Raw genomic sequence first — 22,446 nt, forward strand, 5'->3', positions numbered from 1 at the left:
CCGCTGTGCTAGATTTCGGCGCATGACCCCACCCCCTCCCAGCCATCCTGCCGACGGGCCTGTCGCCGCCGCCATCGAACTCCTGGCAAAGCAGGGTTTCGATGCAACGTCTGTTGAGGAACTCGCGGAGGCCTCGGGCATGAGCCGCAGCACGTTCTTCCGGAGGTTCGGATCCAAGGAGGATGTGGTCTTCGCTGACCACGAGCGCATCCTGCAGCAGGTGAACACCCGGCTGGCGGACTCACGGCTGGAGCCACTGGCGGCCGTCGCGGACGCCGCGCTCCTGGTGTTCGACCACCACTTGCGGAACCGCGCAACGTCCCTGGCCCGGTACGGGCTCCTGCAGGCGGTGCCGGCCCTCCGGGACCGGGAGCTGGTCACCTCCCACCGGTATGAGCGGGCCTTCCTGCGGTACCTCAACGACACCCTGCCCAGGGACGGCCGCCGCGAGTACGCGGCCGTTGCCTTCGCCGCAGCCGTGGTGGCCGTGCACAACGCCTTCCTGCGGCAGTGGCTTCGCGCGCCCTTCGCGGCCGGGGAATCCGGGCAGCCTGATAGGGCGGCAGCCCTCGCCCGTGAACTCGCGGCCCTGGCCGAAACGTTCCGGCCAACCCTCCTCGGTCCCGGCGCCCCTGTTGACGCCACGGAGCAAAAGGCGGCCACCGTCGTCGTCACCGTGCTCGCCGGCCCGGCGGACAAGGATGCCATCGCCCGGGCGGTCCGCGATGCCTTGCCCTGACGCCCAGGCGCATCTGGTACGGAGTTTCTTGACGTGGAACTGCGTTTCAGTGCATTCTTAGTCGATGCGGCGTGAGCCATATCACCCGGGCGGCCCGCAGCCGCCGCTGAACCAGAGGATGCAGACATGACGACGACGTCGCCCAGCCCAGCACCCACCGTCACCGGCGGTGCGCCGGACTTCCCGGCCGGGACGGTGGAACCCGATTACCTTCTCACCGAGGCCCTCGGCACCGATCCCGCCTCCGTCTTCGCCGGCATCAACGCCGAGGACCGGAAGTACTGGGACCGCGCCCGCCGCTTCGTCCAGGAGGAAGTCCTCCCCGTCATTGACGGCTACTGGGAGCGCGGCGAGTACCCGCTCCACCTCCTCCACCGCCTCGGCGAACTGGACCTGCTCCGCGACGGCACCGCCGTGGACGGCTTCGAACCGATGAGCAGCATGGCCGCCGGACTGGTGAACATGGAAATCAGCCGCGGGGACGGATCCGTGGCCACCATGATCGCGGTCCAGGGCGGCCTCGCCCTGCGGTCCGTCGCCGAGTGCGGATCCGAGGCGCAGAAGGAACGCTGGCTGCCCGCGATCGCCCGCGGAACCGAGTACGCAGCCTTTGCCCTCACAGAGCCCACCCATGGATCCGACTCCGTAGCCCTGGAAACCACGGCAACCCGCACTGACGGCGGATTCCTGCTCAATGGCGAAAAGAAGTGGATCGGCAACGGCTCCATCGGCGGGGTCAGCGTTGTCTGGGCGCGCGGCGACGATGGCCAGGTGCACGGCTACCTGGTCCCCCAGGATTCCCCCGGCTACGCCGCCACCAGGATCGAGGGCAAGCTGGCCCTTCGCGCCATCTGGCAGGCCCACATCCGGCTGGAGAACGTCTTCGTCCCCGAAAGCAACGTCCTGCCGGGCGCACGCACGTTCAAGGACACCGCCCGCGTCCTGTTGGCGACCCGGCTCGGCGTGGCCTGGTCCGCCGTCGGGCATGCCACGGCCTGCTACGAGACAGCCGTCCAGTACGCCAAGCAGCGCAAGCAGTTCGGCCGGCCGCTGGCCGCGTCCCAGATCATCCAGGAGCGCCTGGCGCGGATGCTCAGCGAACTGGCCACCATGCAGCTCATGGTGGTGCAGATGACCCGGCTCAACGAAGCCGGAACGCTGACCCCGGAGCAGGCCTCGCTGGTCAAGTACACCTGCACCCGGACGGCCCGCGGGATCGCCTCCAATGCCCGCGACATGTTGGGCGGCAACGGCATCCTGCTGGCCAACCGGGTGGCCCGGCACCTGGCCGATATCGAAGCGATCCATACCTACGAAGGCACCGAAACCGTGCAGGCCCTGATCATCGGCCGCGGCATCACGGGTGTCTCCGCCTTCGCCTGACCCTTACCGGCTGACTTTGGCCGCCCCATCGTCCCGAAAGGACTGTTCTTGAACCAGAACGCCAACATCCCCGTCATCCTCGGCGGCGCCCGGACACCTTTTGGCAGGTTCCGCGGCGGCCTTACCCCCTTCTCCTCGAGCGAGCTGGGCGCCCACGCGATCCGGGCGGCGCTGGAACGGACGGGCGTGGCCCCGGAACTCATCGGAGCCGTCATCGTGGGGCAGGTCATCCAGGCCGGGGCCGGCCAGGGCCCGGCGCGGCAGGCCAGCCTGGCCGCCGGCATCGGCTGGGACGTTCCCACCATCACCATCAACAAGCTCTGCCTGTCCGGCCTGACGGCAGTCATTGATGCCGCCCGGATGATCCGCACCGGCGAAGCCGACTTCATTGTCGCCGCCGGCCAGGAGTCCATGACCAATGCGCCGCACCTGGTCCCCGGGCTGCGCGCCGGCGTCGTCATCGGCGATGCCCCCATGCTGGACTCCCTGAACCATGACGGACTCCAGGATCCGGTGAGCGGCAAACTGATGGGCGAGGCAACTGACGCCGGAAATGTTGAGCGCGGGATCACCCGTGCCGAGCAGGACGCCGTGGCCGCCCGCTCGCACCAGCGTGCCGAAGCGGCGCGCGCTTCCGGTGCCCTGGCAGAGGAAATCGCGCCGATCCAGGTACCGCAGCGCAAGGGCCCCGCCGTGACCCTTGAGCACGACGAGGGCATCCGGCCGGACACCACGGCCGAATCGCTGGCGCAGCTCCGGCCTGCCTTCTCAAAGGATGCCGCAGCCACCATCACCGCCGGCTCGGCGTCGCCCCTGTCCGACGGCGCGGCGGCGCTGGTGATTGCCAGCAAGGCCGCCGCCATCGCCGCGGGGCTGGAATGGATCGCCGAGATCGGCGCACACGGCCAGACTGCAGGCCCGGACGGATCGCTGCACTCCCAGCCCGCCCGGGCCATCGAGCGTGCCCTCAAGGTCGAGGGCCTCAGCACGCAGGACCTCGACCTGGTGGAAATCAACGAGGCCTTCGCCTCGGTCCTGATCCAGTCCGCGAACGATCTTGGCATCGACGCCGAAACGGTCAACGCCGAGGGCGGGGCGATTGCCCTGGGCCACCCCGTCGGCGCCTCGGGCGCCCGCCTGGTGCTGCACCAGGCATTGGCGCTGAAACGGCGTGGCGGCGGCACCGGCGTCGTAGCCCTCTGCGGGGGCGGCGGCCAAGGCGACGCCCTCATCCTCAAAGCCTGACCCTCCCACCAGCGAGTCCCTCCCACCAAGGAAGCAGGCCATGACCAACACCAGCACCGCCGACGGTTTTGCCACCATCTCCGTCGCCGCCATCCTGGCCGAATCGGCACACCGGACCCCGGACAGCATTGCCCTCGTCGTCGGTGAGGACCAGGTCAGCTACCGGGACCTGTGGAGCCAGACCCGCGCCTACGCCGGAGCGTTGCGGGCCCGCGGCATAGGTACGGGAGACGCCGTCGCCGTCCTGATTCCCAACGTTCCGGACTTCGCGCGGGTTTACTACGCCATCCTGTCCCTGGGCGCCATCGTGGTCCCCGTGCACGCCTTGCTCAAGGCCCGTGAGATCGAATATGTCCTGCAGGACAGCGGGGCCGGGCTGCTGATCTGCGCTGCCCCGCTCCTGGCCGAGGGTGCGGCGGGTGCTGCCGCCAGCGGAGTGGACGTGGTGACGGTGTTGGCACCGGACGACGACGGGTTCCCCCGGCTGGAGACGGAGGCCGCCGCCGCCGACCCCATCCGGACCTATGAACCCTGCCGCCCCTCGGACACGGCCACCATCCTTTACACCTCGGGCACCACGGGCAAACCGAAAGGGGCGCTGGGCACGCACTTCGCCCTGGTGGAACAGACCAGCGTCCTGCTCACCAGCGTGATGGACTTCCGGCCCGGCGACGTCCTGTTCGGTGGACTGCCCCTGTTCCACACCTTTGGCCAGACCGTTGTCCTCAACACGGGACTCCGCGCCGGCGCCACGATCGTCCTGATGCCGCGATTCACCGGCGCAGACGCCCTGCAGCTGCTGGTAAAGCACGACGTGAACATCTTCCTCGGCGTGCCCACCATGTACGTGGCTCTCCTGGAAGCCGCCAAGTCAGCGCCTGAACGGCCGGCGGCCTTGCGGTACGGCATCTCCGGCGGGGCCTCCCTTCCGCTGGCCGTGATGGACCGGTTCCGCGACGTCTTTGGGGTGGAAATCCATGAAGGCTACGGCCTCACCGAGACCTCCCCGGTGGCCGCCTTCAACCACGTGGGCACCCCTCCCCGGCCGGGAACCATCGGGGTCCCGATCTGGGGCGTGGACATCGAGATCGCCCGTCCCGAGACGGTGGAAAGCATCGAACTGCTGCCCAACGGGGAACTGGGCGAGCTCGTGATCCGCGGACACCTGCTGATGAAGGGCTACCTCAACCGCCCGGAGGCAACGGCAGAAGCCGTGGTGGACGGCTGGTTCCGCAGCGGCGACCTTGGGACAAAGGACGACGACGGCTACCTCACCATCGTGGACCGCAAGAAGGACATGATCATCCGCAACGGATACAACGTCTATCCCCGGGAGGTGGAGGAAGTCCTGCTGACCCACCCGGCCGTGGTCAGCGCCGCCGTTTACGGAATTCCGGACGAGATGCATGGGCAGGAGATCGCGGCCGCAATCGTACTGGACCCGGGAGCCGCCGTCACCGAATCCGAGCTGGTCGAGTTCGCCAGCACCCGGCTGGCGGCCTACAAGTACCCGCGGGTGGTCAGGATCCTCTCCGAACTGCCCCTCGGACCAAGTGGAAAGATCCTCAAGCGGAAACTGGCCGGGGACGCCGGCTAAGCCCGCGGGACCGGCACACCGGAGGACAAACCCCAAAGCTTCCCCCGAAACCTCATGGACGAAGGCACCGCCGCGGCCGATTCAGGGCAGACTGATGCCATGACACTTGCACCGCTCATCCCCCTCAATGACGGCAACAGCATTCCCCAAATGGGCCTTGGCACCTGGCCGCTGGACGACGACCAGGTGGCTGCCGCCGTCGTACAGGCCGTGGAAGCCGGGTACCGGCACATCGATACGGCCGTGAAGTACGGCAACGAACGCGGCGTGGGCAACGGCATCCGGGCGAGCGGACTGGACCGCAGCGAGCTCTTCATCACCACCAAGCTCGACGGTGAGTTCCAGGGCCACGACCGCGCCGTCTCAGGACTGGAAGGCTCGCTGAAACGCCTGGGCCTGGAGTACGTGGACCTTCTGCTGATCCATTGGCCCCTCCCGGGCAGGGACCAATATATTTCCACCTGGCAGACGTTCGAGCGGCTGCAGGCGGAGGGAAAGGCCAGGTCCATTGGGGTGTCCAACTTCAAGCCGTCGCACCTGGAGCGCCTGATGGCGGAGACGGACGTGGTGCCCGCGGTCAACCAGGTCCAGCTCAGCCCCGCAATTACCCGGACCGCTGAGCGCGAATTCCATGCCAGGCACGGGATCGTCACGGAATCCTACAGCCCATTGGGCGGATCCGGAGCGGGTTTGCTGGGTGCCCCCATTCTGGCGCAACTGGCGGAAAAACACGGGAAAACACCCGGCCAGCTGATCCTGCGATGGCACATACAAAACGGATTGGTAACGATTCCCAAGACCTCTTCCCCGGAGCGGATGCGGGAGAATCTGGACGTGTTCGATTTCGCCCTGGATCCGCAGGATCTAGCGGAACTTTCGGTATTGGACGAGGGTCCCGGCGCCGGCAACGATTCCGACAAAACCGGGCATTAAGAACAGCCTGGACAGCACTTTTCCAAAAAACAGGTTGGCAAATAGATAGTAAGCATGATTACTATTGAGCCAGAAGGATGAAGTGCCTCCGGGACCCGGAGGCCTCCTCTACCTAGGAAGAGAGCAACAAATGGGATTTATTGCATTTCTGATTCTCGGACTTATCGCTGGTGCGATCGCTAAGGCGATCCTCCCGGGCAGGCAGGGTGGCGGCTGGGTCGTCACGCTGATCCTGGGCGTTGTTGGCGCGCTCCTCGGCGGCTGGCTGGGCGGAATGATCTTCGGCAGTGGACTGCAGGAGTTCTTCTCCATCCAGACGTGGCTGCTGGCGATCGTCGGCTCGCTGATCGTCCTTGCCATCTACGGCATGGTCACTCGGCGCAGCGCCCGCTAACAGCTCGGGCAAGCCAGGAAGCCGGCTTGGGGACACCCTCCCCAGGCCGGCTTTCATTTTCTCCGGCAACGGGTGCCCCCGCGTATGCCGGAACTGACAACCCTCTCGCAGAGCAGGAGTTCATCATGAAAAACAAGCTTCTTTTGGGTGTGGGCGTGGCTGTCGGCTACGTTCTCGGCTCACGGTCCGGCCGTGCAGCGTATGACAAGCTGAAGGCCCGCGCGGCCGGCCTGTGGGACAGCAAGCCGGTTCAGGACAAGGTGGCAGCAGCCACGGAGGCCGTCAAGGAAAAGGCCCCCGAAGTGGCCGACCAGCTCGGCGAAGCCGCCCGCAGGGCAGGCACTGTGGTTGGCTCCGCACTGCACCGCGAGGGTGCCTCCGACGGGAGCCGGACCTCCGCCACCGTTACCGGCACCCCACCGGCCGAGAGTGCGGCGGGGCTGGGCGAGGACCACATTCCCGCCCACAGCACCCACCCGGAGACCACCAACCTTGGCACCTCGGACGCGACCGCAGGAAAGGCCTGACTCCAGGTCTATTTGTTTGCATTTAGCGCTGCGGCCGTGTGACAAGCACAGCCGGCCAGTGTTGTGCTACAACTGAATCGCCTTGCTGGCCGTCGCGATCCTTGGGGGACGCGGCGGCCGGCATCGTCCTAAGCGCGGCGGGGTCACTTCCAAAGGCAGAATTCCTGCCCCGCGACAGCACTTAGCCCCGGCTGGTCCCGGGCAGGGCGCGCCCCGCCACCACCGTCGCGTCCAAGTCCTCCGAGCGGACCGTCTGCGTCCGGAACCCGGCCGCAGCCAGGATTGCAGATGTGCCGGCCGCCTGGCGTTCACTGGTTTCGATCAGCAAGTGTCCCCCGGGCGCGAGCCACTCGATGGAGCCGGCGGCAACGCGGCGGTGGAAGTCCAGCCCGTCCTCGCCGCCGTCCAGTGAAGCCACCGGCTCGTAGAGCCGGGCTTCGGGCGGCATGGTCCTGATGGCCCCGGTGGGCACATAGGGCGCGTTGACGGCCAACAGCCCGACCCGGCCGTGCAGCGAGGAAGGGAGTGCCTCGAACAGATCACCCCGATGGACGCGGCCGCCCAGCGGCCCGATGTTTCGCATCGCACACCGTGCGGCTGTGGCGTCGATGTCGGCCGCGTGCAGCTCCACACCGGGCAGCGCGTAGAGAATGGCAGCCCCCACGGCGCCGGACCCGCAGCACAGGTCGACGACGACATGAGCTACCGCCAGGGAAGAGCCGGACAAGAGGGCCACAGCGTGGTTGACCAGCAGTTCAGTACGGCGACGCGGTACGAAAACCCCGGGCTCGACAACAATGCGGCGGCCCGCGAACTCCGCCCAGCCCAGCACGTACTCCAGCGGCACCCCTTCAACGCGCCGCTGCACATTCAGCGCGAGCTCCGCAGGCCCGGACGCGTCCGACAGCAGCAGCCGGGCCTCCTCCTCGGCGAAAACGCAGCCGGCGGAGCGCAGGAGGGTGACGATGTGGTCGAAGACCCGGGTGGGGTGGCTGTCAACAGCGCTTGATTCAGGATATGGCATATCGACGCCTCTCAGGTGAATCAGCGGGAACACTCACCGACACCGTCCGCCACCAGTCTGGACCGGCATGCGGTGGACATCGAAAACTGCAGAAGACGGCATCGTCGCCTGCTGCAACAGCCGGACTTCCCCATGCTAACGGCCAGCCCGATGCAGGGAAATGGGGCCAAGTGTTGAAAGGATGGAACCATGACCACCGGCACAGCCAGCAGCGCTCTTTGGATCGGCAGCTACACCGACGACGCAGGCGGCCGTGCCAGCGGCATCGGCGCGGTGGGCACGCGCCAGGACGGAAGGCTTGAATGGCTGGGCACGGCGGTCGAGGCCCCATCGCCGTCGTTCGTGGCCGTCCACCCAAGTCAGCCGGTGGTGTACGCGGCCGCCGAGCACCGCCAGGAAGTGCGGGCCTACCGCCGCCGGGGCAATTTCGGTTTGGAGCCGCACGGACAGCCCCAACCGGCCGGCGAGGCCACGTGCCATGTCGCCGTGGATCCGGCCGGGCGGTTCCTCACTGCGGCGTGCTGGGGTGACGGTCAGGTCCTCCTCTACGAATTGGATAACGACGGCGCCATCACCGGGCGGTTCCCCGGCGCACCATCGGTGGATCCCTACGCCGGCACGGCCCCCGGCAGCCCCAGGCAAAGCCGCGCCCACGCCGGCCTGGTGCTGCAGGACGGCCGCATCATGACCACCGACCTGGGCCATGACGTGCTCCGTATCTGGAACTATGTGCCGGGAACCGGGCTGGTTCCCGACCATCATGTGGTCCTCCCCCGCGGCAGCGGTCCCCGGCACATGGTCCAGCACCATACCGGCGCCGTTTTCATCGTGTCCGAATACTCCGTGGAGGTCTTCGTGGTCCGCGCGGCGGCCGGCACCTACGAACTGATATTCAGCGGACCGGCCACGGCAAGCGGTGGCAAGGACAGCGATTCCGCGGCCGAGATCTGCCTCGGCCCCCAGGGCAGGTTCGCCTATGCCGGTGTCCGCGGCTCGAACATCATCAGCGTCCTGGCCGTCACAGAAGGCGGCACGGAACTCATCCCCGTCAAAGACGTCCCCAGTGGCGGTGACTGGCCCCGGCACCACCTGGTCCGGGGAAACCGGCTGCACGTAGCCCACGAACGGTCGGACAACATCGCCACATTTGACCTGGACCCCGCCAGCGGCATCCCCGGCCCGGTCCTGCACCGCCTTTCCACCCCGTCACCCACCGCCCTCATAAACGCCGGATAACAGCAAGGCGCCCGGGAACACCAGCTTCCCCAAACGCTGGAGTAATCCGGTGCAAGCGCTTACAGTTGTGACTTGGTTCACAAGGACAGCAAGCTGCCCTTTCGAGCTCTCCTGCCGCATCCGCATGTCAACGGCACGCCTGTACAGCAGCGCTGCTTCCCAGGAAGGTCTCACCCTTGTTATTCCGCACCCCCCATGGCGCGCCCCCACGCGCCCACCTGCCGGGCACTCCGGCAGCATCCCACCACGTCACTGCGTCCCGGCGGAACAAACGGTCCCGCCGCGCCGCATCCCGGCCAACTTCCGCAATCCACCTCACCGCTGCCCGGTCCGCCGCCGCATTGCTGGCAACGGCACTCGCCGCAGGCATCGCGGTCCTTCCGGCCCAGGCGGCGCCCGGCATCAAGGATCCCGGACCCAAGAACCCGGGCTCCGCTCCGGCACTGCATTCGCTGCGCGGCCCCGTGACCGACGAAAACTTCTACTTTGTCATGGCGGACCGGTTCAACAACGGCAGCACCGCCAACGACCAGGGCGGCCTGGGCCCGGATCCCGTGGTGTCCGGCTTCGACCCCACCAAGAAGGGTTTCTACAACGGCGGCGATCTGGCCGGCCTGCGCAACAAGATCGATTACATCCAGGGCCTGGGCACCACCTCCATCTGGTTGACGCCCAGCTTCAAGAACAAGGCAGTCCAGCCGGAGGACAAGTCGGCCGGGTATCACGGTTACTGGGTCACCGACTTCACCCAGATCGATCCGCACCTGGGCACCAACGATGAACTCAAGGCGCTCATCGACGAGGCACACGCCCGCGGCATGAAGGTCTACTTCGACATCATCACCAACCACACGGCGGACGTCATCGGCTACGAAGAAGGCGACCGCAAAGGCTACGTATCCAAGGACGCCGCACCGTACAAAACTGCCTCGGGCCAACCGTTTGATGACCGGGATTACGCCGGCACCGGGACCTTCCCGCAGCTGGATGCCGGGACATCGTTCCCCTACAAGCCGGTCCTGGCGCCCGGCGAAGAAAACCTCAAAGTACCGGCCTGGTTGAACGATCCCACGCTGTACCACAACCGGGGCGACACCACCTTCACCGGCGAGGACTCCATGTACGGCGACTTCTTCGGCCTCGATGACCTCTTCACCGAAAACCCCGCGGTGGTGCACGGCATGGAAGACATCTACACATCGTGGATCGGCAATTTTGGCGTGGATGGCTTCCGGATCGACACCATGAAGCACGTGAACAACGAGTTCTGGCAGGAATTCGGCCCCGAGGTCCTTAGCTACGCCAAGGAACACGGCAAGGACGAATTCTTCATGTTCGGCGAGGTGTTCGATACCAGCAAGAGCTTCACCTCCCAATTCACCACCCGCAACAAAATGCAGGCAGTCCTGGATTTCCCGTTCCAGGATGCCGCCCGCAACTTCGCGTCCAAGAGCCAGGACGCCAAAGGACTCCAGGCCTTTTTCGCCGGCGATGACTGGTACACCGACGCCGATTCCAACGTCTACGAACTGCCCACCTTTCTCGGAAACCACGACATGGGCCGCATCGGCAGCTTCATCAGCCAGGACAACCCCGCCGCAGGCGACGCCGAGAAGGTGGCACGGGACGAACTGGCCCACGAGCTGATGTACTTCTCGCGCGGCAACCCGGTGGTGTACTACGGCGACGAACAGGGCTTCACTGGACCGGGCGGTGACCAGGATGCCCGGCAGACGCTCTTCGCCAGCAAAGTTCCGGACTACCTCGACGACGACCTGCTGGGCACGGACGCCACCCACGCCACCGACAACTTCAACCCAAGCCACCCGCTGTACGCCAAGATCCGGGAGCTTGCAGCCCTCACCAAGGAGCACCCGGCGCTGCGGAACGGCGCACACCAAAACCGTTACGCCTCCGACGGCCCGGGCATCTACGCCTTCTCCCGCACGGACGCCCAGGACCAGCGCGAATACGTGGTGGCACTGAACAACAGCGCCCAGGCCCGGACGGCGGACGTTCCCACCTACATCGCCAAGCGCAGCTACACGCGCGTTTACGGCGAAGGCGCCAATGAAGCCAAAACCTCTGACGACGCCAGACTGACGGTGACCGTCCCGCCGCTTTCCGCCGTCGTCTACGAATCCTCAGGCCGCATTCCGCACTCAAAGGCCGCTCCCGCCGTCGCCCTCCAACAGCCGGCAGCAGCCACGAGTGACAACGGGCGCATCCAGGTGACGGCCGACGTCGACGGTACCTCGTTCTACGAGGTCACCTTCGAGGCCAGGACGGCAGGCGGCAGCTGGGAACCGATCGGGACGGACGACACCGCCCCGTACCAGGTATTCCACGACGTGGCGGCCTTGGATGCCGGGACACCGCTGGAATACCGCGCCACCGTGCTGGACAACGGCGGCCACACAACCACCAGCCAAGGCCGCTCCACCAACGTTCCCGCGCCCGTGCTGACCCTCCAGAAGCCTGCCGAAGGCAGCAGCGTCGAGGGCAAAGTGGAGCTGAGCGCCACGGCTGACCCGGAGAAGGCAAGCCATGTGGTGTCCTTCGAGCGCAGCGTCAATGGCGGGGATTGGACGTCGGTGGGCACCGACTCGTCCTCGCCCGTGTACTCGGCCACTGATGATGTCTCCGGACTGGCGGACGGTACCAAGGTCCAATACCGGGCGGCGATGTCCGGCGCCGGCTTCAACGTCACCAGCGGCACCAGGACTGTCCTGGTGGGCCAGGCCCCGCAGCCCGACTCGGTCACGGTGGCCGGATCACTGAACCAGGCCATGGGTTGCACCGCGCAGTGGGATCCGGCCTGCCCGCAGTCAAAGATGGTCCTGGACCCGGCGGACCGGATCTGGCGGCTGACCGTGGACCTGCCGGCCGGGAAGTACGAATACAAGGCAGCGCTCAACGGCGGCTGGGACGAAAATTACGGCGCAGACGGCCAGCTCAACGGGCAGAACATCGTGCTGGACCACCCCGGCGGCCCGGTCACGTTCCGCTATGACAACAGCACCCACCTGCTCAGCGCCGTCTACGCGTCGCAGCAGCCGGCCGCCGTGGCAGCCGCCGGAAGCATGGACAGCGAGCTGGGCTGCGCCTCGGACTGGGAGCCGTCTTGTCCCCAGGCGCAGCTGGTACTGGACCCGGCCGACCTTCTCTGGAAGCTGTCCATCCCGGACCTCCCGGCAGGAAGCTACGAGTTTTCAAGGCCGCCCTCAACAAGTCATGGGACGTCAGCTACGGAGCGGGCGGGGCAACGCCTGGCGCCAACATCGTGTTTAAGCACGACGGCGGCCCGGTCACCTTCCGCTACGACCACTTCACCCATGTGATGACCGCCAGCTAGCGTTCGCCGGCAACACACCGAAGGGCCCCGCCGCTTCCCGGGCAGTTCACCCAGCGGCGGGGCCCTTCGTCAATGAACACCAGTCAGGATCCGTGCAGGGCCCCGTCCACCACCGCGAGCAGCGAGTTGAACCTCTTGTTGGCCGGAAGGTCGTCGAGGAAGACCGGTTTGCCGTCGGGGCCGCCCAAAGGCACCTGCCAGTTGGGGTACAGCGCTTCGGTGGTCCCGGGCTGGTTCTGGACCCGCCGCTCCCCCACCGCATCCACCAGGGCCACGCCGAGCAGCACCGAAGGCGCCTGGGCCAGCAGCAGGTGCAGCGCCTCGATGGTGTTCGCCTCGGCACCGGGTTCGCCCGGTCCGGTGGTGTTCGCCTCGGTGAGATAACCGCGTTCGCGCAGCAGGGCGAACATCTTTTCCAGCGACGCATTGTGTTCGGCCCGTTCGTCCTCCTCGGAGCGCTCCAGCAGGCCAAGACGGCTCCGCAACGCCACATGGTCACCCGCGAGGTAGCCGGCGGTGGGCGGGAGGTCGTGCGTGTTGACGCTGGCGAGTGCCTGCGTCCGGTACTTTTCGGGCGCCAGCGGGGAGTCGCCGTCGTACTCGAACCACAGGATGGACGTGCCCAGGATGCCGCGGGCAGCGAGGTAGTCACGCACCCACGGTTCAAAGGTTCCCAGGTCCTCCCCGATCACCACGGCACCGGCGCGGTGCGCTTCGAGGGCGAGGATGCCGATCAGGGCCTCATGGTCATACCGGACGTAGGCGCCGTCCCCCGGCGCGTTGCCGGCAGGGATCCACCACAACCGGAACAGGCCCAGGATGTGGTCAACGCGGATGCCGCCGGCGTGCCTGAGCACGGTGGCGAGCATGTTGCGGAACGGCTCGTAGCCGGTTTCTGCAAGCCGGGTGGGGTGCCATGGCGGCTGGCCCCAATCCTGGCCCTGCTGGTTGTACATGTCCGGCGGCGCGCCCACGCTGGTGGCCGGCGCCAGCACGCCGCGCAGCGTCCACGCGTCGGCACTGCTGTGGTCAACCCCGACGGCGAGGTCGTGCACCACTCCCAGCCGCATTCCGGAGCGCAAGGCTGCCTGCTGCGCTTCTTCCAACTGTTCGTCGCAGATCCACTGAAGCCAGCGGTGGAAACCGATCCGGTCCGCCAATTTCTCCCGCAGTGCCTCCGCCTCGCGGGTTCCGATGGCGCAGGCCGGGTCGGTCCAGAGCGGATCGTCCGGCGCGAGGTCCTCCCTGATGGCGGACCAGAGGGCAAAGTCGTCCAGGCCGCTGCCGGAGATACGGCAGAACTCGTCGAACGCCGCCTGCCGGGCCGGCGAGCGCCGGGTGTGGTACAGCATTTCCAGCGCCTGCAGCTTCGCCGCGTAGACGGCATCGCGGTGCAGCCGGGCCCCGTCCCTGTTCAGCCCGGCGACTTCCTCGTGCAGCTTTTCCAGCGCCGCCCGTTTCCGCGGCCGCAAGTAGGCAAGCTCGGGGACCGCCTCAATACGGATGTAGAGCGGGTTGAAGAACCGCCGCGTGGACGGGGAATAGGGCGAGGGCTGGATGGGTGGCACCGGTTCCGCCGCATGCAGGGGATTGACCAGCACATAATCGGCGCCGCGCCCGCCACTGATCGCCGCCAGGTCCGCCAGGTCCGCGAAATCGCCGATGCCCCACGAGCGCTTGGACCGGACCGAATACAACTGCGTGGCCAGGCCCCAGCCGCGCCGCTCCATCAGGGGCGCCGCCGTGTCCAGGCGCGCCGGCGTCACCACCAGCGTGGCAGTGGCCGTGGCGCCCTCGGAGTCGGCGTGCAGGGTATGCCAGCCCAGCGGGAGATCCGGCGGCAGGGAAAAGGTGGCGCGTCCGGTGGGGATGCCGTCGACGTCCCGGGGCTGGACCCAGACGTCCTCCTGGGCCGCCTCGAGTGAGCCTGCGCCGCCTTCGAGGGCGACCGTCAGCCGGGCCGTTGCGCCGTCCCGGACATGGACCGGAACCTGGGCGGGCTCACCCTGCTTGATGACGACGGCGGGCGGCAGCATCCGCCGCCATGGCGCCAGTTCCGCTTCCGCCAGGGCAGCTTCGATGTGCTGGTTCGTGTGGGCCTGCACACCCAGGGCGGCGAGCACCTTGATCAGCGTTGGCGCGGCCACGGAGTGCGGGAGCCCGTCCCAGCCTTGGAAGGACGTGCCCACCCCGTGCGCATCCGCCAACTGCTGGAGCAGGTGCGGATCCACCGGCGCCTGGGCGGCGGGAGGGTCTGCGGGCATGTTTGGCCGTGGTGCGTGCTGCTGGTCTGAAGCCGTCATGGGTGTCCGCCTCGTCTGTGATGGTCCCGAACTTACAGTGCTGCCTGTTGCCCCGGGAGCTGACACCCCAGTGCACAACCGTTGGTTCAGATTATTGCAGGGGGCAGCCGGGGCGAAACCCGGGCCGAGGATGGCGGCGGCCGCCACAAAACGTCATCCTGCGGCGCTCCGGTTACTCCATGCGACGAAAAGAGAAGGACTAAGGCGGAATTCTGCGGCCGTCCGCGGAATCTGTGTAGCGTCATGACGATCCACGGCGCGGCAACTATATGGAGGAGACCGGAGATGAGCCTTAGCGAACTGCGGGTGTTCGGACGGTCAGGAACCCCCATCAGCCCGCTCACCCTTGGCACCATGAACTTTGGCGAAGGAACCGGTGGGCCGCCGGGCGCCCCCACAGGCGCCGATGAGGCCATCCGCATCATCCACGCGGCGCTTGATGCCGGCATCACGGCGGTGGACACCGCCGATGTCTATTCCCAGGGCGAGTCCGAACAGGTGGTGGGGAGGGCACTGCGCGGGCGGCGGGATGACGTCTTCCTGGCCACCAAGTTCCACGGCCAGATGAGCCCCAATCCGGCGCACTCGGGCAACTCCCGCCGCTGGATCACCCAGGCCGTCGAGGGCAGCCTCCGCCGGCTGCAGACGGACCGCATCGACCTGTACCAGGCGCACCGGCCGGACTACAACACCGACGTCCTGGAAACCATCACCACCCTCAACGACCTCATCCGCCAGGGCAAGATCCTCTACTACGGCACGTCGGTGTTTACCCCGGCGCAGCTCGTCGAAGCGCAGTGGCTGGCAACCACCAACCACCTGATTCCGCCGCTGGGCAACCAGGTTCCCTATTCAATGCTGGTCCGCGGCAACGAACGCGACGTGCTGCCCATCGCCCAGCAGTACGGTCTGGGCGTTCTGGCGTACGGACCCTTGGCGGGCGGCTGGCTTTCCGGCAGCTTCGTCCTTGACTCGGGGAAGCCGCCCACCCGGGTGCACACGCTGCCGGGGCGGTACGACATTTCCGGGCCCTCCAGCGAGCGGAAGCTGCTGGCAGCGGATTCCCTGGCCCGGCTGGCGGACAAGCTGGAGATGCCCCTGGTGGACCTGGCCGTCGGCTTCGCCCTGACCCACCCCGCGATCAGCAGCGTAATCATCGGCCCGCGCAGCGAGGAACACCTCCAGGCATACCTCCGCGCCGCGGATGTCCAGTTGGGCGAGACGGTCCTGGACGCCATCGACGACCTGGTTCCGCCGGGGACCAACTTCGTGGAGCGGGACGCCGGGGCAATTGTCCCGTCCATCGAGTTCGCCGAATTACGACGCCGGTAGCGGGCCCACGGGCGCGGCAGCACGGTCAGCGTCCGGCAGCACCGTCACGGCCCGGCGTCGAACGACACCGGCGGGCGGGACGGCGGGGCGGGCGGGGCGGGCCGCCGGGGAAACTATTGACTAAGCGGTAGAAGACTTCTACGGTCGATAGCGAAACCGCCTCCCAGGGAATACAGGGGCTGCCATGCCAATGTCCGATGAGGAGCGACGCCTGCTCAGGGAGCTGGAACTGGGGCTGATCGCGGACGATCCCCATCTGGCCATGGAACTGCTGTCCGGCTATCCAGCGCGCCGTTTCCCCACGGCTCTCCTCCCGGGATTGGCGGTGGCGGTCATCGGCCTGGTGTTGATCCTGGCGGGGGCAGGTCTGCCGGCGCCGGGCGCGGTGGTGCTAGGAATCCTGCTGCTGGGGCTGGGCGCCTGCCTGTTGCTGGGCCCCATCGGGTTGAACAGGAGCGCGCGGCGGCAGCCCACCGCCTGACGGCGCCGCTGGTGAGCGCGGACCCGGGATTGCTGCCGGCCCTGGTACGGCCCGGGTGCGCGGCGCCAGGATGAACAGGCTGGCCAGGACCGCGGCGGCGCCAAGCCAGCCGAGCGCCGGAAGCCGTTCACCCACTACGAATACCGCCAGTACGGCGGCAACCACCGTTTCGAGCAGCGAGATGCCGGTGGCCGTGCTCGCCCCCACCCGGGCAAGGCCCCAGCCGAACAGGAGATAGCCGGCGAACATCGGCACCACCGCCATGTAGGCGCCGACGCCGACCGTTGACCAGGAGGCCAGAAGTGGGCCGCCCGTCAGGGCAAGGACCGGCATCAGGAAGAGCCCGCCCAGGCCAAAGACCGTGCCCATGGCCGCCCTGGGTGTGACACCGTCCCCGATCAGGCGGTGGGCTGCCCAGGAATACAGGGCGTACGTGCTGCCGGCCAGCAGTCCCAGGGCCACTCCCGCCGTGGTGGTCCAGGAATCCGTGGCGGCGGGCCCGGCAGGGCCGTGCCCGGCAAAGGAAAGGAGCGCCGCTCCACCCACTCCGAGCATTGCCCCGGCAATCCACCGCCGGCGCAGTGGATTCCTGTCCGCCGCCCGCTCGATGAGGGCCGCCGCGATGGGGGCCGAGCCGATGGAGACCACAGTTCCCACGGCCACGCCGGAGAGGTGCATTGAGCTGTAGAAGGCCAAGGGATAGACAGCCACCGCTGCCGCCCCCAACAACACCAGTCTCCACCGCCGGAACAGGCCGGCCGGCCGGCTGGCAATGTGCCGTGCGGCGTACAGAGCCTGCAGCAACCCGCCCACCCCCATGGCCACCGCGCCGATGGCCAGGGGACTTACATCCGGCGCGAAGGTGGCTGCTGTCCCGGTGGTCCCCCAGAGGACGGACGCCGCCACCACGGACAACGCTCCCCATGGCGGCGCCGGGCGGCGTGGGGAGGAGTTCACAGCGCGTCCAACAGTTGCGCGGCGATGGCCCGGGCCTGCCGCAGCGGCGCGTCGCCGCCCTCCAGGCCTGCCCTGGCCATGGCCCCCTCGAGGAGGAACGCCAAGTGGGCGGCAACGGCGGGCGCCTGCCCCTCCCTCCCGGGCAACAGTGCCGTGACGTGCCGGGCCAGGAGTTCCTCTACTTCCTCCTTGTGGAGCCGCACTGCAGTCCGCCCGGGGTCCCCCGCGGGCAGTTCAGCCGCCGCGTTCAGCAGCCCGCAGCCGCGGAATCCTTGCTGGTAGGCGGCATTTGCGTGGTCCAGGTAGGCGTCGAAGACCGCCAGTGCCTGCTCCGTCGGGGTCCCGGCCCTTTCCAGCCGCGTCCGGTAAAGGCCCAGCCACTCCTCATGCCGTGCTTCCAGGTAGGCGGCCACGAGGTCCGCTTTGGACGCGAAGTTGTTGTAGAGGCTCTTTTTAGCCACGCCCGCCTCCGCAGTGATCGTGTCGATCCCGGTAGCCGCAACGCCGCGGTCGTAGAAGAGGCGGGCGGCGGCGTCGAGCAGCAGTTCCCGGGCGGGAGGCCGGCTGGGCGCCGAGGCGCGTGACACAGGCATGGGGCTCCTTGCGCTGGTGGTAGGTAGACCAGTCTACCTACCACCAGCGCAGGGCGGACCACTTGCTTCTTGATTAGGCGGTGCGGACCGTCCGAGCGGACATGGCCTGGAGCTCCGTGGCCAACCGTTCCACCAGGAGTGCCGGGGGTTCGGTGATATCGGCCAAAACGTGGGCCTCGTCCTGGTCCAGTTCTTCCAAGGCGGCGAACTGGGATTCCAGCAGGGTCCGCGGCATGAACTCGTGGGCGCGGGCTTCCATCCGCGCTCCAATGTTGTCTGTGCTTCCGGTGAGGTGGATGAAGACAACATCCGGCGCTGCGCTGCGCAGCAGGTCCCGGTACCGGCGCTTCAACGCTGAGCAGGCGACGATCGGCGGGACTGTCGTGACGCCGTCGGCCTTTCCTGCGAGCAACTCCCCCAGGGTGCCAAGCCAGGGCTCCCTGTCAGCGTCCGTGAGCGGTATGCCGGCGCCCATTTTCTGCTTGTTGGCGGCCGGATGGAAATCGTCGCCATCGAAGAACGGCATGTCCAGGCGCAGGCCCAGCAGGGAGCCCATGGTGGATTTCCCCGAGCCAGACACGCCCATCACCACCAGGGGCGGCAACGGGGCGTTCACCGTTGCTCCCCGTTCCCGGCGAAGCTGAGGAGGACTTTGCCGGAGCTGGTGGAGTCTTTGGCCATCTCGAAGGCGTGCAGGGCGTCCTCCACGGGGTATTGGTGGGTGATGACGGGGCTGATGTGCAGGGACCGGTCGGCAAGCGCCGCGATGACCTGGTCGATTTCGTCGTTGAAGCGGAAGGAGCCTTTGAGGTCCAGTTCGCGGGTGATGGCCAGCGAGATGGGCAGCGGCTGCATGCCGGTGGGCAGCAGCCCCACCATCACCACGGTCCCGCCCCGGACCGCGCCGCGGATGGCGGAGGCCAGTCCGTGGTGGTTGCCGGAGGATTCGATCACCACATCCGCCTCCACGGCGGCGATCGCTTCGGTGTCTGCGGCGTTGATGACCTGGTCCGCGCCGACGGCCCGGGCGATCTCCAGCGGCTTGGGATGGAGGTCCACAGCGGTGATGTGCGCTGCACCGGCGCGTTTGAGGACCGCGACAGCGAGGGCACCGATGGGCCCGGACCCGATCACCAGCGCGGTCTTCCCGGCCACGTCCCCGGCCCGGGAGACCGCGTGCCAGGCCACGGACGCGGGTTCGACCAGGGCGGCCGTGCGCAGGTCGATGCCCTCGGGCAGGGCCCGCAGCATCCGGGCCGGCAGGTTCACGTACCGGCTGAAGGCGCCGTCGGTGTGCGGGTAGCGGGCGGCGCTGCCCAGGTACGTGCACCCGGGTGAGAGGTTGGGCCGGTCCACAGGGTACCTGGCCGCGCCCGGCCCCGGAGTGGCGGGGTGGACGGCGACGGCGGTTCCGGACCGCGGCCCCTCGCCGTTGGCCGCGGCGCGGACCACCACACCGGAGATTTCGTGGCCCAGCACCAGGGGCGCCTTCAGGATGGATTCCCCGGCCGCACCGTGCAGCCAGTAATGCAAGTCCGACCCGCAGATCCCGCCGTACAAGACCTCAACGACGGCCTGGTCATCCGCCGGCCGGGCCAGCGGGACCACATCGACCCGGAGATCCCCCGCGGCGTGGGCCACCACGGCCGGCCCGGAGCCGGGCAGCATGTGGGCCCCTGGCTGGACGGGTGTGTTCGCGGGCATCAGACCACCACCGTCATTCCGCCGTCGATGAAAATGGTCTGCCCGTTCACGAAATCCGACCCGTCCGAAGCCAGCCAGACCACCGGCCCGGCCAGATCCGCCGGGGTGCCCCAGCGGTGGGCCGGGGTGCGGCCCAGGATCCAGGTATTGAACTGTTCGTCATCCACCAGGTTCTGCGTCATTTCCGTATGGATATACCCCGGCGCGATCCCGTTGACCTGCAGGCCGGACCCGGCCCACTCGGCCGTCATCGCCCGGGTCAGGTTCCGCAGCCCGCCCTTGGCCGCAACATACGGGGCGATCGTGGGGCGGGCCAGGTCCGTCTGCACCGAACAGATATTGATGATCTTGCCCCGGCCGCGCGGAATCATGCACCGGGCCGCCTCCCGCCCCACCAGGAACGCACTGGTCAAGTCCGTGGAAATCACCCGCTCCCAATCCGCCACCTCAAGGTCCAGCATCGGCACCCGATGCTGGATCCCGGCATTATTCACCAGAATCTCCAACGGACCCACATGCTCTTCGATCCACGCGATACCGCGGGCTGCCGCCTCACCATCGGTAACGTCAAACGCGACACTATGCACCCGGCCCGGGGCATAATCGGCGGCCATCGCCGCCTCGGCCTCCTTGAGCCGCTCCCCGTTGATGCCATTCAACACAACCGTTGCACCGGCGTCCGCCAACGCCCGGGCCAGCGACGAGCCGATACCGCGGCTCGACCCCGTCACCAACGCAACCCGGTCCGACAAATCAAAAAGTGAACTCATGCGAACGGTCCCTGCTGCACCAGGTTGACCGGGGTTTCGCCGGCGGCGAGGGCCTCAAGCTGCCGTTTCAGGAGTTTGAGGATCCGCGGCTCGAACGCTGACGCGTTGCCGCCAACGTGGGGGGTGATGAGGGCGTTGTCCGAGGACCAGAGCGGGTGGCCGGCGGGCAGCGGTTCGGGGTCGACCACGTCGATGGCGCAGTGCAGGCGGCCGGACACCACTTCAGCCGTTAGGGCGTCGGTGTCGATCACGGAGCCGCGTCCGACATTGACCACCAGGGCGCCGTCCGGCAGGGCGGCCAGGACCTTGGCTCCCACCAGGTGGTGGGTCGCCTCGGTGAGGGGAAGGACGGAGACCAGGATGTCGTGGTCGGCGGCGAGCGCTGCGAGTTCATCCGGACCGTGGACCCGGCCGTCCGCATCGGTCCGTGCGGCGCTTCCCACCCGGGTCAGTGTGACTTCGAAAGGCTCCAGGCGGCGGGCCAACTCCTTCCCGATTCCGCCGATGCCCAGCAGCAGGACCTTCCGGTCGGCCAGCGACTGGCGGCGTTGCGGGTTCCAGCGTTCGGCCTGCTGGTCCCGGACAGCCTGGTCAATGCCGCGCAGTTTGGCGAGGATAAGGCCAACGGCCAGCTCCGCGGTGGCAGCCGCATGGACGCCCGAGGCGTTTGCCACCCCGGCGGCCGGACCTGCTGCCTCGCGGACGCCGTCGAACCCTGTTGACTGTGTTTGCACGAACTTCAGGTCCGGGACGCTGCCAAGGGAACCCAGCACGGCGCCGGCATTGAGGTACGGCAGGATGACCCCGTCGATGCTTCCGTGGGCCTCGTCAGGGGCCCCTTGCATGTCCCAAACCACTCCCGTCAGTCCCTCCGGGAGCGGGGACAATTCAGCCAGGAGCTGGGGTTCGGGGAAACTGACGGTTTGCACGTGCTGCATCGTTGAAGGCCTATCGGTTGGTGGGAAGGTGCTGCGGGGATCGTTATGCGTCGCGGCGGTCGAAGGTGAGGCCACCCGGGACCTGGAAGGTGGGCATGAGTTCAAGCATGCCAACGTTGACGTGGCGCGGGGTTTCGATGGCGTAATCAAGGGCATTGACGATGTCGTCCGTGGTGAGTGATTCGTAGCCCTCGTAGTAGGTCTGCCAGGCTTCTTCCATGGCCTCGGGGCTGCCGCCCAGGTTGCGGCCGAAGATTTCGGTTTCCACCCGGCCGGGGCAGATTTCGGTGACGCGGATGCGCTTGCCGACCGTGTCGTTGCGCAACTGCCGGGAAATCTGGTGCACCGCGGCCTTGGTGGCGTGGTAGGCGGTGTGGCCGTAGAAGTTGTAGAGCCCGGCGATCGAACTGATGTTGACCACATGTCCCAAATCCCGTTCCACCATGCCGGGCAGCACCAGCCGCGTGAGCTGCAGCAGGCCGCGGAGGTTGACGTCGATGAGTTCGTCGATGTCCTGCTCGGAGGAGTCCAGGATGTTGCCTGTCCGGGAGACGCCGGCGCAGTTGACCAGGACGTCCACCTTGAGGTCGCGGACGACGCCGGCCAGGGCGGCGGTGTCGGTCAGGTCCACCACATGCGGGACTGCTCCCGTGCGGTCGGCCAGTTCGGCGAGGCGTTCCTCGTTGCGGGCCACCGCGTGGACGGTCAGTCCGCGCTTGGCGAGACGCTCAGCGATTGCCGCGCCCATGCCGGTGGACGCTCCGGTGACGAGGGCTGTGGTGTAGTCGGAAAAAGGCACAGGGACTCCAAAAGTGGTAGGTGGCGGGGCTTTTAGGTCCGGCAATGGACTGGACCTTGTGGCCCCCCGGTTGGCAGGGGTTAGGGATCGCGCGGCATTCTGTGGGTGCGGTCCTGGGCGGTGGGACGGTCAATCA

19 protein-coding genes and 1 pseudogene are annotated in these 22,446 nt (G+C 67.6%); 11 read left to right on the top strand and 9 right to left on the bottom strand.

From position 1 onward, the window contains the following. The first annotated feature begins 22 nt into the window (after positions 1-22). The 7 genes from DC347_RS16050 to DC347_RS16080 all read left to right on the top strand — a co-directional run bounded on the left by DC347_RS16050 (position 23) and on the right by DC347_RS16080 (position 6,818). On the top strand, positions 23-739 hold the full coding sequence (locus tag DC347_RS16050; protein ID WP_109863646.1) for a TetR/AcrR family transcriptional regulator: 717 nt from the start codon (positions 23-25) through the stop codon (positions 737-739). A 126-nt stretch (positions 740-865) separates the two neighbouring features. Then, positions 866-2,122, top strand: coding sequence for an acyl-CoA dehydrogenase family protein (locus tag DC347_RS16055; RefSeq protein ID WP_109863647.1), 1,257 nt, complete (start codon positions 866-868; stop codon positions 2,120-2,122). A gap of 48 nt (positions 2,123-2,170) precedes the next feature. After that, the gene (locus tag DC347_RS16060) at positions 2,171-3,367 is read left to right on the top strand and encodes an acetyl-CoA C-acetyltransferase (protein WP_018763742.1); all 1,197 of its coding nucleotides are present in this window, start codon (positions 2,171-2,173) and stop codon (positions 3,365-3,367) included. 40 nt (positions 3,368-3,407) lie between these two features. After that, on the top strand, positions 3,408-4,964 hold the full coding sequence (locus tag DC347_RS16065) for a long-chain fatty acid--CoA ligase (RefSeq protein WP_109863648.1): 1,557 nt from the start codon (positions 3,408-3,410) through the stop codon (positions 4,962-4,964). A 99-nt stretch (positions 4,965-5,063) separates the two neighbouring features. After that, entirely contained in the window at positions 5,064-5,897 is an 834-nt protein-coding gene (locus DC347_RS16070) for an aldo/keto reductase (protein WP_109863689.1), read from the top strand. A gap of 130 nt (positions 5,898-6,027) precedes the next feature. Continuing rightward, a complete protein-coding gene (locus DC347_RS16075) occupies positions 6,028-6,291 on the top strand; it encodes a GlsB/YeaQ/YmgE family stress response membrane protein (RefSeq protein WP_018763745.1) in 264 nt (87 codons plus the stop codon). A 125-nt stretch (positions 6,292-6,416) separates the two neighbouring features. After that, on the top strand, positions 6,417-6,818 hold the full coding sequence (locus DC347_RS16080; RefSeq protein ID WP_109863649.1) for a hypothetical protein: 402 nt from the start codon (positions 6,417-6,419) through the stop codon (positions 6,816-6,818). A gap of 181 nt (positions 6,819-6,999) precedes the next feature. Here DC347_RS16080 and DC347_RS16085 read toward each other — a convergent pair whose 3' ends face one another. Next, positions 7,000-7,842 (bottom strand): putative protein N(5)-glutamine methyltransferase, encoded by an 843-nt coding sequence (locus DC347_RS16085; RefSeq protein ID WP_109863650.1) that lies wholly within the window; start codon positions 7,840-7,842, stop codon positions 7,000-7,002. A 189-nt stretch (positions 7,843-8,031) separates the two neighbouring features. Here DC347_RS16085 and DC347_RS16090 point away from each other — a divergent pair, with 189 nt between their 5' ends. Together DC347_RS16090 and DC347_RS16095 are read left to right on the top strand one after the other, a co-directional pair. Continuing rightward, positions 8,032-9,078, top strand: a complete 1,047-nt coding sequence (locus DC347_RS16090) for a beta-propeller fold lactonase family protein (protein ID WP_109863651.1) — start codon at positions 8,032-8,034, stop codon at positions 9,076-9,078. A 176-nt stretch (positions 9,079-9,254) separates the two neighbouring features. Then, a pseudogene (locus DC347_RS16095) lies at positions 9,255-12,433 on the top strand (alpha-amylase family glycosyl hydrolase). 83 nt (positions 12,434-12,516) lie between these two features. On the opposite strand, the gene malQ reads toward DC347_RS16095, so the two are convergent. Next, positions 12,517-14,736, bottom strand: a complete 2,220-nt coding sequence (malQ, locus tag DC347_RS16100; RefSeq protein ID WP_109863652.1) for a 4-alpha-glucanotransferase — start codon at positions 14,734-14,736, stop codon at positions 12,517-12,519. Positions 14,737-15,021: 285 nt separating this feature from the next. Here malQ and DC347_RS16105 point away from each other — a divergent pair, with 285 nt between their 5' ends. Continuing rightward, complete coding sequence (locus tag DC347_RS16105; RefSeq protein WP_018763751.1) at positions 15,022-16,068, top strand: aldo/keto reductase; 1,047 nt, start codon at positions 15,022-15,024, stop codon at positions 16,066-16,068. Positions 16,069-16,252: 184 nt separating this feature from the next. Further along, a complete protein-coding gene (locus tag DC347_RS16110; protein WP_240617825.1) occupies positions 16,253-16,549 on the top strand; it encodes a DUF3040 domain-containing protein in 297 nt (98 codons plus the stop codon). Here DC347_RS16110 and DC347_RS16115 read toward each other — a convergent pair. From DC347_RS16115 to DC347_RS16145, 7 genes are all read right to left on the bottom strand, one after another. Continuing rightward, positions 16,460-17,506, bottom strand: coding sequence for a DMT family transporter (locus DC347_RS16115; protein WP_165838056.1), 1,047 nt, complete (start codon positions 17,504-17,506; stop codon positions 16,460-16,462). The two genes, DC347_RS16110 and DC347_RS16115, sit on opposite strands and share 90 nt — an antisense overlap. Further along, positions 17,503-18,099 (bottom strand): TetR/AcrR family transcriptional regulator, encoded by a 597-nt coding sequence (locus DC347_RS16120; protein ID WP_109863655.1) that lies wholly within the window; start codon positions 18,097-18,099, stop codon positions 17,503-17,505. The genes DC347_RS16115 and DC347_RS16120 overlap by 4 nt, the downstream gene beginning before the upstream one ends. A 73-nt stretch (positions 18,100-18,172) precedes the next feature. Next, positions 18,173-18,715 carry a gluconokinase gene (locus tag DC347_RS16125; protein ID WP_109863656.1) on the bottom strand — a complete coding sequence of 181 codons (543 nt, stop codon included), beginning with the start codon at positions 18,713-18,715 and terminating at the stop codon, positions 18,173-18,175. Then, positions 18,712-19,803: an L-idonate 5-dehydrogenase gene (locus tag DC347_RS16130; RefSeq protein WP_109863657.1), complete on the bottom strand. Its 1,092-nt coding sequence runs from the start codon at positions 19,801-19,803 to the stop codon at positions 18,712-18,714. Before DC347_RS16130 ends, DC347_RS16125 begins: the two co-directional genes overlap by 4 nt. After that, entirely contained in the window at positions 19,803-20,573 is a 771-nt protein-coding gene (locus tag DC347_RS16135) for an SDR family oxidoreductase (RefSeq protein ID WP_109863658.1), read from the bottom strand. Before DC347_RS16135 ends, DC347_RS16130 begins: the two co-directional genes overlap by 1 nt. Then, positions 20,570-21,511, bottom strand: a complete 942-nt coding sequence (locus DC347_RS16140; protein ID WP_018763293.1) for a 2-hydroxyacid dehydrogenase — start codon at positions 21,509-21,511, stop codon at positions 20,570-20,572. Before DC347_RS16140 ends, DC347_RS16135 begins: the two co-directional genes overlap by 4 nt. A gap of 43 nt (positions 21,512-21,554) precedes the next feature. Next, the gene (locus DC347_RS16145; RefSeq protein WP_018763292.1) at positions 21,555-22,310 is read right to left on the bottom strand and encodes an SDR family oxidoreductase; all 756 of its coding nucleotides are present in this window, start codon (positions 22,308-22,310) and stop codon (positions 21,555-21,557) included. Between the last annotated feature and the right edge of the window lie 136 nt (positions 22,311-22,446).

The organism is Pseudarthrobacter sp. AG30 (assembly GCF_003116525.1).
Classification (GTDB): Bacteria; Actinomycetota; Actinomycetes; order Actinomycetales; family Micrococcaceae; genus Arthrobacter.